Raw genomic sequence first — 16,236 nt, forward strand, 5'->3', positions numbered from 1 at the left:
CCATCGCCGATGCTACTTTGGGTACCATAGTGCCGTCAACCGCAGCGTCATTAAGCATCGACAGAAATGCACCCAAACGCACGATGGAGCAGTAGCACATGAAAGTTACAAACTATCAGAACGCGACAATCGACCCGTTCGGCAAAGGCCTCGGCATGGTGCCGGGCACCGGCATCCAGTTGAAGGATGCGGGCCGCCTGCAATGGAACCTGCTCGACGAAGAGGTGAGTTTGCCGGCCGCCGTGCTGTACGCGGAACGCATCGAGCACAATCTGAAGTGGATGCAGGCGTTCGTCGGCGAGTACGGCGTGAAACTCGCGCCGCACGGCAAGACGACGATGGCGCCGCAACTCTTTCGCCGTCAGCTCGACACTGGCGCATGGGGCATCACGCTCGCGACGGCGCATCAGGTGCGCGCGGCGTATCGCGGCGGCGTGCATCGCGTATTGATGGCGAATCAGCTCGTCGGCAAGCGCAACATGGGCATGATCGCGGAGTTGCTGACCGATCCGGACTTCGAGTTCTTCTGTCTGGTCGATTCAGCCGATGGCGTCGATCAGCTCGGCGCGTTCTTCAGCGATGTCCGCAAGAAACTGAACGTGCTGATCGAGCTTGGCGTGCCGGGCGGACGCACCGGCGTGCGCGACGATGCGCAACGCGAAGCCGTGCTCGCGGCGATCGCGCGCTGGCCGGGCACGATCGAACTCGCGGGCGTGGAACTGTACGAAGGCGTGTTGCAGGATGAGTCGAAGGTGCGCGAGTTCCTGAAGAGCGCCGTCGATATCACGCGGACGCTGAGCGCGGAAGGCCGCATTGCACGGACGCCGGCGATTCTGTCAGGCGCGGGTTCGGCGTGGTACGACGTCGTCGCCGACGAATTCGCGAAGGCCAACAGCGACGCGATCGAAGTCGTGCTGCGCCCCGGCTGCTATCTGACGCACGACGTCGGCATCTACAAGAAAGCGCAGAACGAAATTTTCGCGCGCAATCCGATTGCGAAGAAGATGGGCCAGGGCCTCAAGCCCGCGCTGCAATTGTGGGCCTACGTGCAGTCCATTCCGGAGCCGGATCGCGCGATCATCGGGCTCGGCAAGCGCGATTCCGCGTTCGACGCGGGCATGCCGGAGCCGGCGAAGCATTATCGTCCGGGCAACGAGGCGCCGCGCGATGTGTCGGCGGACGAAGGTTGGGAAGTGTTCGGCCTGATGGATCAGCACGCGTATCTGCGCATCAAGCCGGGCGACGACGTGAAAGTGGGCGACATGATTGCGTTCGACATTTCGCACCCGTGCCTCACGTTCGACAAGTGGCGTCAGGTGCTCGTCGTCGACGCGAAGTATCGCGTGACCGAGGTCATCGAAACGTTCTTCTAAGCTTTATCTTCGATGCTCGCCGCCGCGTTCGATGCGGCCACGTCCTGAATGCGCGCTTCGAGCATGTGAAGCGCGCTGGACAGCGCTTCGATCGCGTCGTCGGGCATCGCGGCCATCGTGTCGTGCAGGAACGCGTTGCGGCGCGGCAGACCTTGTTCCGTCGCCGTGCGGCCCTCGTCCGTCAGCGCGACGTTCGATACGCGATTGTCCCGCGCATCGACGCTGCGCACGACCCAGCCGAGCGCCTCGAGCGCCTTCAACTGGCGCGTCAGCGCGCCCGGATCGACTCGCAGTCGCTCGACCAGCATCTTCTGCGACACCACGCCGGCGTGCTCGTGCAGCGCGAGGAGGATGCGCCAGCGCGGCATCGGCTGGCCCACCGCCGACTCGAACGCCGACATGAATGCGCGATACGTGCGTCCAAACTGTTGCACCACGGCGATACGATCCTGTTCGTTCATGCTCGTGCCTCCTCGGTCTTCATTCGGCGAGAATGACCGGTTCTTGCGGCCCTTTCAAGCGCACCGGCGGCACGCGGCGCGATTGCCACACGGACAGCACCGCGACCACCGCCGCCACCGCGAGGCCGATGTGGATCGCCGCGACGAGCGCCTCGCGCGCCGCTTCGAGCAGCATCGCGCCGTCATGGCCGGCTGCACTCAGTTGAGCGAGCACGGTGCGCTGACCATCGAGATTGATGAGAATTTGCGGATCGGACAGATCGGCGAGCCACTGCATCGCGCGATCCTTTGCAAGCGCAAGCTCCACGCCGCTCGCATACAGATGACTCACGAGCGTGCCGGTCAGCGCCGTGCCGATCATCCCGCCGATCATGCGCAGCGATTGCAGCAGCGCCGTCGCAATGCCGAGATGCTGGCGTCCCGCGGTCTGCTGCGCGAATACGGTGAGATTCGGCATCACGAAGCCGAGCCCGAGGCCGCCGAGCAGCATGAAGACGAGGAGCAGCGCGCGAGGCATCGCGTGGGTGGCCACGACCACGCCGAGGCACGACACGACGAGCAGGCTGAAGCCGATGTAAAGCATCAGATTGGCATTCGACAGCCGCGTCACGATGCGTCCGTTCAGAATACTGCCGATCGTGATGAACACGACGAGCGGCGTAATCATCAGGCCCGCGTCTTTCGGCGACATGCCGAATCCACCCTGAAACAGCAGCGGCGCGTAGAAGAGCAGCGAAAACATGGTGAAGCCGCCCATCACCGCGAGCGTGAATAGCGCGGCGAGGCTCGGGTTACGGAACATGTCCACCGGCAGGATGGCGTAGCTGCAACGCGTTTCCCATTTCCACAGCGCATACGCCGCCACCACGCTTGCTGCGAGCAAGGCCAGCGTTTCGACGCTGAGGCCGTGTTTCGGCAGCAATTCGACGAACAGTTGCAACGCGCCGAGCGCCACGGCGATCAGCACCGCGCCAGGCCAGTCAAGCCGCATCTTTCCTTCGTGCGCCACGTGCCGGAGATGCGGAAGAAAACGCCACACGAAGAACAGCGACAGCACGCCTACCGGCAAATTGACGTAGAAGACGGAGCGCCAGCCGGCGTACTGCGTGAGAAAACCGCCGAGCGACGGCCCGACGGCATTCGCGATGCCGAAAGCCGAACTCATCAGCACTTGCCAGCGCAGGCGCACGACATTGTCCGGAAAGAGATCGGCGATGCACGCGAACGCCGTGCCGACCAGCATCCCCCCGCCGATACCCTGCAAGCCCCGCGCAAGCACGAGGAACATCATGCTGTTGGCGAGCCCGCACAACACGGACGCAACGGTGAACACGACGATCGATGCGATCACGAACGGCTTGCGGCCGTAGTAATCGCCGAGACGCCCGAAGATCGGCACGGTGATGACGGATGTCAGAAGATAGGAGGTCGCGACCCACGCGTAGAGGTCGAAGCCCCTAAGCTCGGCGACGATGGTCGGCAGCGCAGTGCCGACGACGGTCTGGTCGAGCGCGACGAGCATCGTGACGAAGGAGATGCCGAGCATCGCCATGAGCGATTCGCGGAACGGCAAAACCTGCCCACTCGAATGATGCGCGGCTGTATGAACGGCCATTTTTTGCAAGCACAATTGTTGACTAGTCAACGGAAAGTGAATCATAGCACGCTGTTGCGCTCTAAGCTGCGTGGTCAACTTCTCATTTCTATACAAGAAACATCGCATGGAACCGACGCCGATCATCACATCGCCGCTTACGCCCGAGGACTTCGCCGCCCTCTCCCGCGCCAAGGAAGCACTCGAAAGTCCGTCGCTGACGATGAAGCTCGCGAGCGTCATCGGCGCGCCGATCGAAAAACTCATGGGCCGCCTGCCCAACGCCGCTCAGGAAAAAATCGACGAGGCGACGCAGCTCGCACTCAAGAAATGCCTGCAGATCGCGCTGCGCACGCTCGGCAAGGGCTCGTCGGCCGGTTCGCTGCTCGCGCCGCCGCCGGACAAACCGAGCAACCTGCTCCACAAGCTCGCCGTCGCGACGACCGGCGCGGCGGGCGGCGCGTTCGGGCTGTTCGCGTTGCCGGTGGAGTTGCCGGTCACGACGACGCTGATGTTCCGCTCGATCTGCGACATCGCGCGAAGCGAAGGCGAAGACGTGCATCGTGTCGACACGCAGTTGCAATGCCTGATGGTGCTCGGCATGGGCGGCACGCGAAAAGACGACGACAACGCGGACCTCGGCTATTTCATCGTGCGGGGGGCGCTCGCGCAGTCCGTATCGCGCGCAACGACCGAGATTTCGGCAAAGGGGCTGGCGGGGCACGGTTCCACAGCGCTGCTCAAATTCCTGCAGACGATCGCATCGCGTTTCTCGGTGCAGGTCAGCGAGCAGGTCGCCGCGAAGTCCGTTCCGGCGATCGGCGCGGTGCTCGGCGCGATGGTGAACACCGTGTTCATCGACCACTTTCAGCAGATGGCGCACGGCCACTTCACCGTTCGGCGGCTCGAGCGGCAGTATGGGACGGCGGCGGTCGAGCGCGCGTATCAGACCATCGAGGTCATGGGCGGGCGGTGAGTGCGCGCGGATGCGGATGTCACTGCGTCGATGAACTGGGCCGCCTGTGACAATGCCTCGCGCGCTTCGGGCATGAAAGGCGCCCAGATCTGAAAGATGTGCGGCACGTCGCGCCAGATTCGGAGATCGACGCGTACGCCCGCGGTGCGCGCTTTGTCCGCGACGCGCGTCGAGTCGTCGAGCAGAAGTTCTGTGTCGGCGGCGTGGATCATCAGCGGCGGCAAGCCTTCGAACGTGCCGAACAGCGGAGAGGCGTAGGGGTGCCTTGCGTCGGCATCGCCCAGATATTGCGCTGCGACTTTCGGGAACACCGGCGCATGGAACATGGGATCGCGGCCCTCGTTCGTCCGCATCGATGCGCCGCTGCACGTCAGGTCCGTCCACGGTGAGAACAGCACGGCGCCGGCCGGCAGGGCATCGCCGGCATCGCGCAGGGCGAGCAGTGTCGCGAGCGCGAGGCCGCCGCCGGCTGAATCGCCCGCGATGACGATTGATTGCTGCGCAACGCCATCCGCGATCAAAGCGCGGTAAGCGGCGACGGCGTCATCGACTGCCGCCGGAAAACGATGTTCGGGCGCGAGGCGGTAATCGAGCGAGAAGACGTTGGCGTGCGCGCGCATGGCAAGGCCGAAGCTGATCGCGCGATGGCTCTGCGGCGAGCAGAAGTAATAGCCGCCGCCGTGCAGGTAGAGAATCGTGCTGCGCGGTTCGGCAGTACGGAGCCATTCGCCGTCGGCGCGTATCACGAGATGGTGGCTCTTGGGCACGCCCGGCGACCATATTCGCCGCGATGTGTACGCCCGGGCGCGATCGACGTCGAGCGTCGGCCTGGCCGTCTCAGGACGCATGCGGCGCCGCACCGCCCAGCACGCCAGCGCACTTTGCCAGCTCATCTCAGTTCGACGGCATCACCTGACCGCGAAGCTCGCCAGTTGGGTTTTCCTGCGTGTGAATATTGAAGTACCACTGGCCCGCCATGAGGTCGGTTACCTGCGGCTCGGTGAGTGTCGCCTGGCCTTTCATCGGGCTGGACAACGCGCGCTTATCGACCGGCACCTGCACTTTGGCGTTCTGGCCGACCGGCGCGGGGCCGTGGAAGTGAGCCATCGTGACCGGGCCGGATAGCTCGGCGTATGTCGCGGTCCAGGTGAGCTGGCGGGTCTGCGTGTCGAATGTGGCGTCGAGCAAGCCGTGGCCTTTGCTCACGCGCGGCGGGACTTCGCTCGAAGGCTGAAGGTTCGCTTTGAGCGCGACGACATCGGCATGCGCGACGGCCGATGCCGTCAGCGCCAGAACGATGGCTGCGGTCCGAAGGAAATGTGGCCTGCATGTCGAGAGCATTTTTCATCCTCCGTTTCTTTGCGCCGGACGCGCCGATGCGGGCGTCGGCTGCATCGTCATGGTAGTGCATTCGGATTTCAGACGCTGCTGTTCTGGTGCGCTGGCTTTCTGGTTACAAACGCGAAAAGGGCGCCTCGCGGCGCCCTTTTCTTGCTACTCAACTACAGAACTGCGTACTGCTCAGCCCGCTTTAGAAGCGGTGACGGATACCCGTCGTCACGAGAACCTGACGGCTGCTCGAGGAGTTCGGAACGCCGCTGATGCCGGCGTACGGCATCACGCCTTCCGGCAAACCGCTGGCGACTTGAACCACGCCTTCAGCATAAATGTCGGTGCGCTTCGACAGAGCGTAGTCCGTCTGCAGGCCGAACTGGTGGAAGCGAACATGAGTCGATTCGCCGGCCACAGTGCTGAACTTGGCGTTCGTGAACGTGTAAGCAGCACCCAGCGAGAGTGCCGGCGTCAGCGCGTAACGACCGTTCACTTCGTAGTTGTTGATGATGTTCGAAGCAACGTTGGACTCGTAGCTATCCTGACGGATTTGCGTCCACAGTGCACCGAAGGTCACAGCGCCGATCGAGTAGCTGCCGCCTGCACCGAAAGTGCGCTGGCGATCGATACCGGAGTTGAACAGTTGGCTGTCTTGCATGTTCGGCACGTCGACCGTAACGCCCGTGATCGCGCTGCCGTAGTTGCCACCGTTGTCATGCAAGTTCGCTTGCATGTATGCAGCGCCCAGCTTCAGGCCAGCATTCGCGTAACCAGCACCAACGCTGTATGCGCGGTTAGCTGCGAAGCTGCCAGCAGCATTCGAGAATGCATACAGGCCGCTGAACGTCAGGCCAGCGTAGTTCGCGCTCTGGAACTTGACGGAGTTGTTCTCACGGAACAGATCGCCGTTCAGGTTATCCAGATTGCCCGGATGTGCGAAGAACGTGCCGCCCCACGAGCCGGTTGCGCTGATCGGACCGAGGTAGTCGGTCACGGAATCCGTCTGGTGGCCGAGCGTGACCGTGCCTGCGTGCGTCGACAGACCAACGTACGCTTGACGACCGAAGCCGCTACCGCCCAGGCTGCCGCCGTTAGCAACGTCGAAGCCGCTTTCCAACGTGAAGATTGCCTTCATGCCGCCGCCCAGATCCTCGGCGCCACGCAGACCCCAACGGCTCATGTTGACGTTGCCGCCACGCATGTTCCACTGGCTGTCCTTGAGATGGTCTGCGCCTTTCCCAGCCTGCACATTATTCACATAAGTGAAGCCGGCATCGACCAGACCATACAGCGTAACGCTGCTCTGCGCGCTCGCGGCAGTTGCGAACGATGCGGCGACGGCCGCTACAATCAGAGTCTTTTTCATGTGTGTTCCTTTGGAAGAGTCATATGACTCGATAGGGTTGCTCGCGGCGTCTGGGCATGTTCGGGACCACATCCCGCCGTATGCCATCCACCGATATTCGGCAGCCCAAAGTGTATGGCTCCCCTTTTTGCCGCCACCACCCCAAAGGCACACAAAAATCTTTTCGAACAATTCGAAAAATCGAATTTCAATATGAGTTAACGCTTAGGCATCTTGCACTTACCGCAGTACCAAAATGTTGCCGCAATCGGTCTCACCTCCCCTTAGTTGCGGACACGCGACAGTGGTCTCATAGCCACATGCTGCAATAGTCAGAGTTCTCCGATTACGTTGGCCTTCACACCCGCATAACATCGCGCACGCGAAAGCGGCGCTTATCTGCCGCTCGCTCCGATCAAGGCAACAAGCACCTGTCCATCGCTCGAGGTTTTCTGCGCCATGAATCAGCTCCAGGCGATGCGCGTCTTTCTCAAAGTCTCCGAAACCGAATCCTTCGGTCGCGCGGCTGCGGCGCTCGATCTCTCCAACGCGGTCGTCACTCGCTACGTCTCACTGCTCGAAACTCACCTGAACACGCGCCTGCTGAATCGCACCACGCGCAGCGTGTCGCTGACCGAAGCCGGACGAGCCTATGCCGACGGCTGTCGCGCAGTGATCGAACAAGTGGAGACAATCGAGGCAACAGTCGCGAACAGTTCTGTCGATCCGTCCGGAACGCTCAAGCTCGTTGCGTCCGCTTCGTTTTCGTTGTTCGAATTGACGCCGATGCTGCGCGCGTTTCGCGATCGCTATCCGAGCGTCAAGCTGCGTCTCACCCTGTTGCACCGCCCTGTTGATCTCGTCGATGAAGGTTTCGATGCCGGCATTGTCGTGCCGCATCTCGTGAACAGCGGCACGCTCATCAACCGCCCGTTGTTCAAGGTGGCGGCAGCGCTCGTTGCATCGCCGGAATATTTGCAGCGGCGCGGCATGCCCACGCGGCCCGCCATGTTGTCGAAGCACGAGTTCCTCGCGCCATCGACCGACATTCACGGTTCGACGTGGACGTTCATCGGATCATTAGGAGTCCACGAAGACGTATCGCTTGATCCGGCGTACATGGTGAACAGTTCGCCCATGCTGCGTCAGGCGGCGGTGTCGGGGATGGGAATCGCCGTGCTGCCAGAAAGCTACGTCGCGCAGGACATCGAAACGGGCGTGCTCGTGCGCGTCTTATCAGACTATTCGATCAAGGATGCGGACAAGCAGGTGTCCATCGTCTACCCGGGCCGGCGGTATGTCTCCGCGAAGACGCGCTCCTTCGTGGATTTCGCGCTCGCGTACTTCCGCGATCGCGCGCCCGCCGAAGCGGGCCACGTCGCGACATTGGACTGAACTCTGAGCAGGGCGCACTGAGCTTGCATCGCGTCAGGTGATCGACGCCCCTTGCGCCTCAATACGTCCGAGCAATTCCTTGCATCGCGTGATCAGTGCACGGCCTTCGCTTCGCCTGACTTCGCAGCTTTTCTCTGGCAGATCACGACGGAACGCTTCGAGTGCATCGAGTAATGGCCGATATTGCAGGACGCTCACCGCGCCCACCACGCGATGATGCCAGTCGCGCAAATGGTCGACGGTGCCGTGGTCGAGCAGTTCTTCGAGCGCCGCCAGATCGTCGCGGAAGGACGAAACGAATGCATCGAGCAGCGCCTTGACAGTCGCTTCGCTGCCCCACAGTTGCGCCATGCCGCTGATATCGAGCGCTTCGACGGCATCGCCCGGTTGCGCGTGCGTGTCGTGCCTTTGCGCGTGGTGTCTTGGCCCCGGCCGCTCCGACGCCTTCCAGCGGTTCAGGTGCTCGCGTAGTGTCGCGAGGCGTGTGGGCTTGATCAGGAAATCGTCCATGCCGGCTTCCCGGCACCTCGTCGACTCGCTAGAGCAGGTGCTCGCGGTGATGGCAAGAATCGGCAAGCGACGCGACGTGCCTTTTTCCTTCGCTCGCACACGCCGCGCGAGCTCATAACCCGTCATGTTCGGCATATGGCAATCGGTGATGAGAAAGCCGTAGCGCGTCGTCTCGAGGGCCGCGAGCGCCTCGACGCCGTCGTGCACGACATCGCACGCGAAGCCGAGCAAGGAAAGCTGATGCCGGATCAATTCCTGATTCACCGGATGATCTTCCGCCACGAGCACGAGGCGGCCGCTGCGCAACGCCTGTTCGCGCCCGGGCGCTTCCAGCTTGGAAGGCTGTCCGAGCGTCGCGTTGACCGCGACTTGCGGCATGCCTGTCAGCGCCGCGACGCACGCTGCGCCCAGCCCGCGCCACGAAAGCGGATTCACGCTCACGCGAACGTCGTCTTCGAGGACGCGATAGCCGGTAGGCTTCGGCTTCTCCGTCACGTGAATCACCCGCAGGCCCTGCGGCAGGCGAACATTGCGCGTGTCGCTGAGGAAGACGAGATCGACGCCGTCGAACGTGGTCGGCGAATGCAGGCGCGGATGATCGGGCTCGATTCGCTCTAAGCTCAGCCCGAGCGCCTGGCCGAAGTTGACCAGCGCGATGGCGACGGAGTCGTCGTCGACGGCAACGATGCCGCGTCTGCCGCGCAATCCGTCCATTTGATACTGCTGCGTTTCGACGGGCATTATGAGACGCACCGTCATCGACGTGCCGACGCCCACTTCGCTCTGCAGCTTCAGCGTCCCGCCCATCAACGCGACGAGCCTGTTGCAGATCGTCAGCCCGAGCCCCGTGCCGCCGAAGCGCCGCGTGATCGACGTTTCCGCCTGCACGAACGGCTCGAACAGCTTGTCCTGCGCCGCGGGATCGATGCCGATGCCGGTATCCGTCACCCGCACTTCGATGACTTGCTCGGACGCAGTACCTTCGACCGCGCGAACCTGCAGCGCGACTTCGCCCCTTATCGTGAACTTGATGGCGTTGCTCATCAGGTTGAAGAGAATCTGACGCAGCCGCACGCTGTCGCTGCGAAGGCTGGCCGCCACTTCGGGAGCGACATCGACACGCACGCGCAAGCCCTTTTCATGAGCACGCCCCGCAAGCAGGCCGACGGCGTTGTCCACCAGTTCGCGCAAGTCAATCGGCGTCGATTCGATGGTCAGTTTCCCCGCCTCGATCTTCGTGTAGTCGAGCAGATCGTCGAGGATTTGCAGCAGTGCGCTCGCCGAATCCTGAATCATCCCGAGCATCTGCGACTGGTCCGGATTCAGCGGCGTGTTTTCGAACACTTCGACGAGTCCGGGCACGCCATTCATCGGCGTGCGTATTTCATGGCTCATCATGGCGAGGAAATCGTCTTTCGCGCGTGACGCCGCTTCCGCCGCGTCTCTGGCGCGCGCGAGTTCTTCGGCGCGTGCATGGTCGACGGTCGCATCGGCCCAGTAGCCGCTCCAGACCACCGCGCCGGTGTCGTCCTCCTGACGCGCGACCAGGGCGGCACGTATCCATCGCGCCCCGCCTTTCACGTTGACGCGGAACTGGGTATGCACGGGTTGCAGCGTGCGCGACGATGTTTCGATTTCCGAGAGCAGGCGCGCGCTGTCTTCGACGTGGACATGATGCAGCACATTGATCGGACTGTCGGCGAGCGCTGCGAGGTCGATCCCGAGCAACTGCCGGGTATCGCCATTGAGATACGGCAAACTGTATCGACCGTCGCTTTCGCGGCGCAACTGAAAGACGATCGCCGGCAAGGACCGCGTCACGTCGTGAAGCCGTTGTTCAGTGCGGCGTGCGCGCAACTCGGCATCGCGGATATCGGTAATGTCGATCATTGTTCCGACAATGCCCGCCCGGCTGCCGTTGGACGCGGAGAACGCTCCGGTCCAGAACAGGCCATAGCGCGAACGGCCGCGAATGTCGATGAATTCCGCCTCCAGCTCATGCCGTTCGCCCGTTTGAAGCGTTGCGATACAAATATCGTTCAGCAGGCGGCTGTTGACGTCGCCCCACGCGGCCGCCTCCATGCTCGTCCGGCCGATGATGTCCTCGCGCCGCACGCCGAGTGCCTCTTCGAACGCGCGGTTGACGGCGATGTAGCGATTGTTCATGTCCTTCGCGACGAGCGGATAGGGCACGACTTCCATCATCGTCTGCTGAAAGCTGAGCTGAGTCGCGAGTCGCTGCTCGGTCAGGATGCGCCGGTTCATCTCGCGCTGTAAAAGGATGAACGCGCGGAGCGTCACGCCGAAGACGGCCGCCACGCCAATGAGCGCGGGCAGCAGGCGAAGCGCGCTGATGTCCCATTCGCAAACGGGCGCGGGATTATCGAGATTTGCCGCCATGCACGCCGGAGACGAGAGAAGAAGCAGCAGGAACCAATGACGCGTGAGCAACGATTTCAATTCGACTCTCTCAGAAGACGCGTGCCCTTGCGGCAGGACACAGCGGCGCGCAGTCGCGCCGGCGATCTTCAGCGGGCGAGTGCGGCATGTGCGCTCACGGCGAGGCGTCGAGGTTTGTCTCGACGGCGTCGCATGAGTCTGAGCGTCGATGCATCCGAGGAAAATCGGACGCTTCTCAAATACGGCTTAAGCCGCTCTGAAAAGAAGAACGTCAGCGTGTCAGACGAGGCCGACCTGCCGTAGATATTCGATGAGTTCGGTCTCCGTTTCGAGGCCGAGCTTGCGCATGCCGCTGCGCTTCTGCGTGGCGATCGTCTTGCTGCTTCTGCCGAAGCGCTTGGCGATGTCATGAATCAGAAGGCCGCTCGCGTAGAGCCGGAAGACCTCCCATTCGCGCCGGCTCAACACACCGGCCCGCGCGGGCGAACTGTTGGGAAGACGGCTGACTGCTTCGGCGGCACAAGGCGAAAGAAAGCGGCCGCCGTTTCGGGTGACGGAAACGGCTTCAGTCAGGCATTCGAGCGAGTCCCGCTTATCGATGATCCCGTCGATTCCCAACTGAAGCAGCCCGGCCAGCATGCGGCTGTGGGAAATCATCGTGACGACGATGACTTTCGGACGCCTTTCCTGCCACGACAAATCCCTGAGAAAGGCGATGGAACTGCTTTCTCCGTCCATGCCGCGCATACCGATATCGGAGAAAACGTAATCGCAAGAAGTCGTGTCGAGCGCTTCGGCGAGTTGAAGTGTGTCTTCTGCCGTGGCGATCACTTGGATTGCGCCGTCTCGTTCGAGAAACGTTTTGATTCCCTTTACTACTGCGGGATGATCGTCCGCAACGATGGCCCGCAGTGGTGCTTTTATCGTCATATTGTTATTAATTATGTTTTGTGACCGAGGAATTGACGCCCTCGATTGACCGTGCTGTCTCCAGAAAGCCGGTCTTTACTGCGACTTGATCTTTCTGCGTCCCGTTCAGATAAGATCGCTGTCTGCAATGAAGCGATACAGGTCCGCATCCGTTGCAAGATCGAGTTTTCGCATGGCTGCGCATTTTTGCGCGCTGATGGTCTTCACGCTACGCGCCAGATCTTTCGCAATCTCCGTGACATTCGAACCGCGCGCGTAACGCTCGATGACTTCCAGTTCACGCCCCGTCAGCCGTTGGCGGATAAAGCGCGCTCGACTCTCGACATTGGCCACGGCCAGCGTCCGGCGAATGGCGGGGCCAAGATACGTTTCGTTTGCGATGGCCGAGACGATTGCGACGTACAAGAGATCCAGCCGGTCCTCCTTGCTGAGGAACGCATGCGCTCCGGCGTCCAGTGCCTCTTTGACCAACGCAGCGTTATCAGTCCGCGACAAAACCACGATGCGGACATCCGGATAACGGTCTGCGATGTGCTGGATTAGCTTAACGCCGTCGCCATAGCGGCCGCCCGGCATGTAGAAGTCGACGACCGCGACGTCGCATTCGTTCTTGGCAAGTGCGTCATCAAGTTCGGTCGAATCTACGCTCCGGCTAACGACTTCGACATTTGGAAAGTTTGCAGCGAACCGTTCGATTGCGAGAACAACCAGCGGATGGTCATCTGCAATCGCGAGCCGTGTTATTCTTTTGCTCGAAAAGACTTCGTTTCCATTCCCGAATTCCATCGCTTCATACCCCAACGCGTTGTGCGAACTTATATTTGATTCGGATTCCCGATATATAATCATCTGATACCCGAACATCGAAATACATAAGATGCATCCGAAATAAAAATGACGCGCCGTAAACTCAGCCGAGTCCGCGCGCTCTTACAAATGCGAACAAACCGGGATCATTTCTTACACCCAGCTTATTCATTGCATCGCGTTTCTGACGACTGACCGTCCGTACGTCGCGCTCAAGTTCATTCGCGATTTCCGTGATCGACCGGCCTTTTGCGAAGAGTGTCACCACTTCAATCTCTCTAGGCGAAAGTCGCGGCGGATCGGGAGAGAAATCGGTTTCACTTCCCGCTTCAGCCAGCGCGGCGACGAAAGAGGCGCTTACGTAACGACGGCCAATTTTCGTAAAGCGCACGGCCGCAGGAACGAGTTCAATCGGCTCGGCCTTATTTACCAGCCCCATCGCACCTGCGTTAAGAATGGATCGGAGGATCGCAACATTAGTGACACTCGTTAATACGACGATTACTACGTGCGGCCAATCCTGCCGGACCCTGCGGATCAGCCGCAGGCCATCGTTGGCAATCAGCGCAGGCTCGGGCATGGCAAAATCGGTGACCAATACGTCACAGGATGTCTTTGTGAGTTCATCGAGTAAGCCGCTCACATTCGTCGCTTCGCCAACAACCTCAAGCCCATCATCGGCGTCGAAGAGCGCCTTCATCCCAAGAAGTACGAAGGGATGGTCGTCAGCCAACACTATACGAAGCTTCAAAAGTCCCCCGGCATTACCGTTATTTTTGGCGATTATCTCGCGACAAATCATGCAGCGAGAATCGTTTTAATCCGGGGCAGTTTGATTCGGCTTGCGGTTATTGGTTACACGCAAACCGCATTAATTCATCAATTACCCTATGGCTTCAAGCAAACACCCGCGCCGCCGGAATATGTTTTCAACATAAGACGCAAATAACGTGCAAGCCATAGGACAAGTCCCATTAGACCAATTAAAATTTCTTGTCTAATGGCAGCTTAATTGCAACCGATGAATATCGGTGCGGCGTTCAATGCAGATTAAAAAAAATGGGTCTTCGGCCAGCGGCCGAAGACCCATTTTGCTAATTAGCAGATGTCCGCTTTAGAAAGGGATATCGTCGTCCATGTCGTCGAAGCCGCCGCCGGCTGGCGCGCTAGGACGGCTCGCGCCCCCACCTGACCCGCCTGCGCGCGGGCCTGCGCCCCCGCCGGACGCAGCACGTCCGCCGCCGCCCGAACGTTCCATCGGCGCGCTGCGGCTGTATCCGCCGTCATCGCCACCGCCGCCCGCGCCGCCGCGCCCGCCGAGCATTTGCATCTGGTCTGCGACGATTTCGGTCGAGTACTTCTCTTGCCCGGCTTGATCCGTCCATTTCCGCGTACGAATGCGTCCCTCGATATAAACCGACGAACCCTTCTTCAGATATTCGTTGACGATTTCCGCGAGACGCCCAAAGAACGCAACCCGATGCCACTCCGTGAGTTCCTTCATTTCGCCGGACGATTTGTCCTTATAACGATCGGTCGTTGCGAGGCGAATGTTCGCCACGGCGTCGCCGCTCGGGAGGTAGCGCGTTTCCGGGTCGGCGCCCAGATTGCCTACGAGAATGACCTTGTTGACAGATGCCATGATTTCTCCGGTTGATTCCTTGCCACTGTCAGCAATACGACGCTTTTCGGGCCGATCTTTTATCGGCTGAATTCAGAAAAGCACCGCGCTGACTCAATTCGAATGATTGAAACTTCTTCTAAGCCGCACGCCCGGCTTTTCGCGGAGGCGGCTTCATCCACGCCGCCACGACGAGCCACGCCAGCACCAGCGCCGAACACGCGAAGAACACCGCGCTCGACCCGTCCACCTTCAGCAGCCAGCCGCCGATGACGCCGCCAAGCGCCAGCCCGATCGACTGCGTCGTGTTGTAAACGCCCGCAGCCGCTCCCTTGCGCGTGCCCGGCGCGAGCTTCGACACGAGCGACGGCTGCGACGCCTCGAGCACGTTGAAGCCGAGGAAGTACACGAAGAGAATGGCGGCCACGGACCATAGCGTATGGGGAGCAGCGCCCAATAACAACTGTCCGGACAGGATAAGCCCGATCGCACCCAGCATGACGCCTTTCATTTTTCCGCGCTTTTCGGCGGCGATAATTGCGGGCACCATCATCACGAAAGCAAGCCCCATCACGGGCAGGTAGATCTTCCAGTGCGACGCGACCGGCAGGCCGCCCGCCTCGAGAATGCGCGGCACGACGAGAAAGAGCGCGGTCTGCGTTGCGTGCAGCACCAGCACGCCGAAATTCAGGCGCAACAACTCCACGTTGCGCAGCACTTCGGCAAAAGGCGCCTTGACGTGCACCGGGGGCATCGGCGGATCGGGCACGATCCACAGCACCACGCCGACCGCGAGAATCGACAGCACGCCGATCACCGTGAACAGTCCGCTCATTCCGACCCAGTGAAACACGATCGGCGCACCGACGATCGCCACCGCGAACGAGACGCCGATGCTGCCGCCGACCATCGCCATGGCCTTGGTGCGATTTTCCTCGTGCGTCAGGTCCGCGATGAACGCGATCACCGCCGACGACACCGCGCCCATCCCCTGGATCACGCGCCCGACGATGATCCACGTCATTGAGTGCCCGATGGCGGCGATGAAGCTGCCGAGCGCAAACACCAGCAGCCCAAAGGCGATCACCGGCTTGCGGCCGAACTTGTCCGAGATCCAGCCGTAGAAGATATAGAGCATCGACTGGGTGACGCCGTAAGCGCCCAGCGCGATGCCTACGAGCAGCACGTTGTCGCCGCCGGGGATCGTTTTCGCGTAGATGGAAAACACCGGCATGATCATGAAGAGGCCGAGCATGCGCAGAGCGAAGATGGCAGCGAGCGACACGGTCGCGCGCAGTTCCGGCGCGCTCAGACGTGTGGACGTGGCAGACGGATTGGACATCAGAAACGGGAAATGGATGAGAGTCGCGTCTAGCCCGGCCGGCTGGACGCCAGGCGCGGCCGCCTTGTTCTTGCTCGAAACGGCACCACATGCGACGGACGGCTCGTGGCGCGCCGGCCTTGTGGCGCCTGTCTTCGGCCCCCGCGCACG

The 16,236-nt window shown here is 61.3% G+C and carries 14 protein-coding genes; 3 read left to right on the top strand and 11 right to left on the bottom strand.

Annotated elements, in window-relative coordinates; translation table 11 throughout:
* The first annotated feature begins 98 nt into the window (after positions 1 to 98).
* Entirely contained in the window at positions 99 to 1,373 is a 1,275-nt protein-coding gene (locus AB6804_RS07785) for an amino acid deaminase (protein WP_370885984.1), read from the top strand.
* On the opposite strand, the gene AB6804_RS07790 is transcribed toward AB6804_RS07785, so the two are convergent.
* Positions 1,370 to 1,834, bottom strand: coding sequence for a MarR family winged helix-turn-helix transcriptional regulator (locus AB6804_RS07790; RefSeq protein ID WP_035961925.1), 465 nt, complete (start codon positions 1,832 to 1,834; stop codon positions 1,370 to 1,372). The genes AB6804_RS07785 and AB6804_RS07790 overlap by 4 nt on opposite strands.
* A 19-nt stretch (positions 1,835 to 1,853) precedes the next feature.
* The gene (locus AB6804_RS07795; RefSeq protein ID WP_370885985.1) at positions 1,854 to 3,449 is read right to left on the bottom strand and encodes an MFS transporter; all 1,596 of its coding nucleotides are present in this window, start codon (positions 3,447 to 3,449) and stop codon (positions 1,854 to 1,856) included.
* A 106-nt stretch (positions 3,450 to 3,555) separates the two neighbouring features.
* On the opposite strand from AB6804_RS07795, the gene AB6804_RS07800 reads away from it, so the two are divergent.
* A complete protein-coding gene (locus tag AB6804_RS07800) occupies positions 3,556 to 4,404 on the top strand; it encodes an EcsC family protein (protein WP_370885986.1) in 849 nt (282 codons plus the stop codon).
* Here the strand turns inward: AB6804_RS07800 and AB6804_RS07805 are convergent.
* The 3 genes from AB6804_RS07805 to AB6804_RS07815 form a co-directional block, all read right to left on the bottom strand.
* Positions 4,374 to 5,297 (bottom strand): alpha/beta hydrolase, encoded by a 924-nt coding sequence (locus tag AB6804_RS07805; protein ID WP_370885987.1) that lies wholly within the window; start codon positions 5,295 to 5,297, stop codon positions 4,374 to 4,376. The two genes, AB6804_RS07800 and AB6804_RS07805, sit on opposite strands and share 31 nt — an antisense overlap.
* A gap of 1 nt (position 5,298) precedes the next feature.
* Complete coding sequence (locus AB6804_RS07810; RefSeq protein ID WP_370885988.1) at positions 5,299 to 5,745, bottom strand: CHRD domain-containing protein; 447 nt, start codon at positions 5,743 to 5,745, stop codon at positions 5,299 to 5,301.
* Between the two features lie 190 nt (positions 5,746 to 5,935).
* On the bottom strand, positions 5,936 to 7,102 hold the full coding sequence (locus AB6804_RS07815) for a porin (protein ID WP_370885989.1): 1,167 nt from the start codon (positions 7,100 to 7,102) through the stop codon (positions 5,936 to 5,938).
* Between the two features lie 438 nt (positions 7,103 to 7,540).
* Here AB6804_RS07815 and AB6804_RS07820 point away from each other — a divergent pair, with 438 nt between their 5' ends.
* The gene (locus AB6804_RS07820) at positions 7,541 to 8,476 is read left to right on the top strand and encodes a LysR family transcriptional regulator (RefSeq protein WP_370885990.1); all 936 of its coding nucleotides are present in this window, start codon (positions 7,541 to 7,543) and stop codon (positions 8,474 to 8,476) included.
* Positions 8,477 to 8,509: 33 nt separating this feature from the next.
* Here AB6804_RS07820 and AB6804_RS07825 read toward each other — a convergent pair whose 3' ends face one another.
* The 6 genes from AB6804_RS07825 to AB6804_RS07850 all read right to left on the bottom strand — a co-directional run bounded on the left by AB6804_RS07825 (position 8,510) and on the right by AB6804_RS07850 (position 16,086).
* Positions 8,510 to 11,386 (bottom strand): ATP-binding protein, encoded by a 2,877-nt coding sequence (locus AB6804_RS07825; RefSeq protein ID WP_370885991.1) that lies wholly within the window; start codon positions 11,384 to 11,386, stop codon positions 8,510 to 8,512.
* 279 nt (positions 11,387 to 11,665) lie between these two features.
* Complete coding sequence (locus AB6804_RS07830) at positions 11,666 to 12,316, bottom strand: response regulator (protein WP_370885992.1); 651 nt, start codon at positions 12,314 to 12,316, stop codon at positions 11,666 to 11,668.
* Positions 12,317 to 12,421: 105 nt separating this feature from the next.
* Positions 12,422 to 13,102 (bottom strand): response regulator, encoded by a 681-nt coding sequence (locus AB6804_RS07835; protein WP_370885993.1) that lies wholly within the window; start codon positions 13,100 to 13,102, stop codon positions 12,422 to 12,424.
* 124 nt (positions 13,103 to 13,226) lie between these two features.
* On the bottom strand, positions 13,227 to 13,925 hold the full coding sequence (locus AB6804_RS07840; protein WP_370885994.1) for a response regulator: 699 nt from the start codon (positions 13,923 to 13,925) through the stop codon (positions 13,227 to 13,229).
* Positions 13,926 to 14,237: 312 nt separating this feature from the next.
* Complete coding sequence (locus AB6804_RS07845; RefSeq protein WP_370885995.1) at positions 14,238 to 14,765, bottom strand: single-stranded DNA-binding protein; 528 nt, start codon at positions 14,763 to 14,765, stop codon at positions 14,238 to 14,240.
* A gap of 118 nt (positions 14,766 to 14,883) precedes the next feature.
* Positions 14,884 to 16,086, bottom strand: a complete 1,203-nt coding sequence (locus AB6804_RS07850; RefSeq protein ID WP_370885996.1) for an MFS transporter — start codon at positions 16,084 to 16,086, stop codon at positions 14,884 to 14,886.
* Positions 16,087 to 16,236 lie beyond the last annotated feature (150 nt).

It is taken from the genome of Caballeronia sp. RCC_10 (genome assembly GCF_041360715.1).
GTDB classification, from domain to species: domain Bacteria; phylum Pseudomonadota; class Gammaproteobacteria; order Burkholderiales; family Burkholderiaceae; genus Caballeronia; species Caballeronia grimmiae.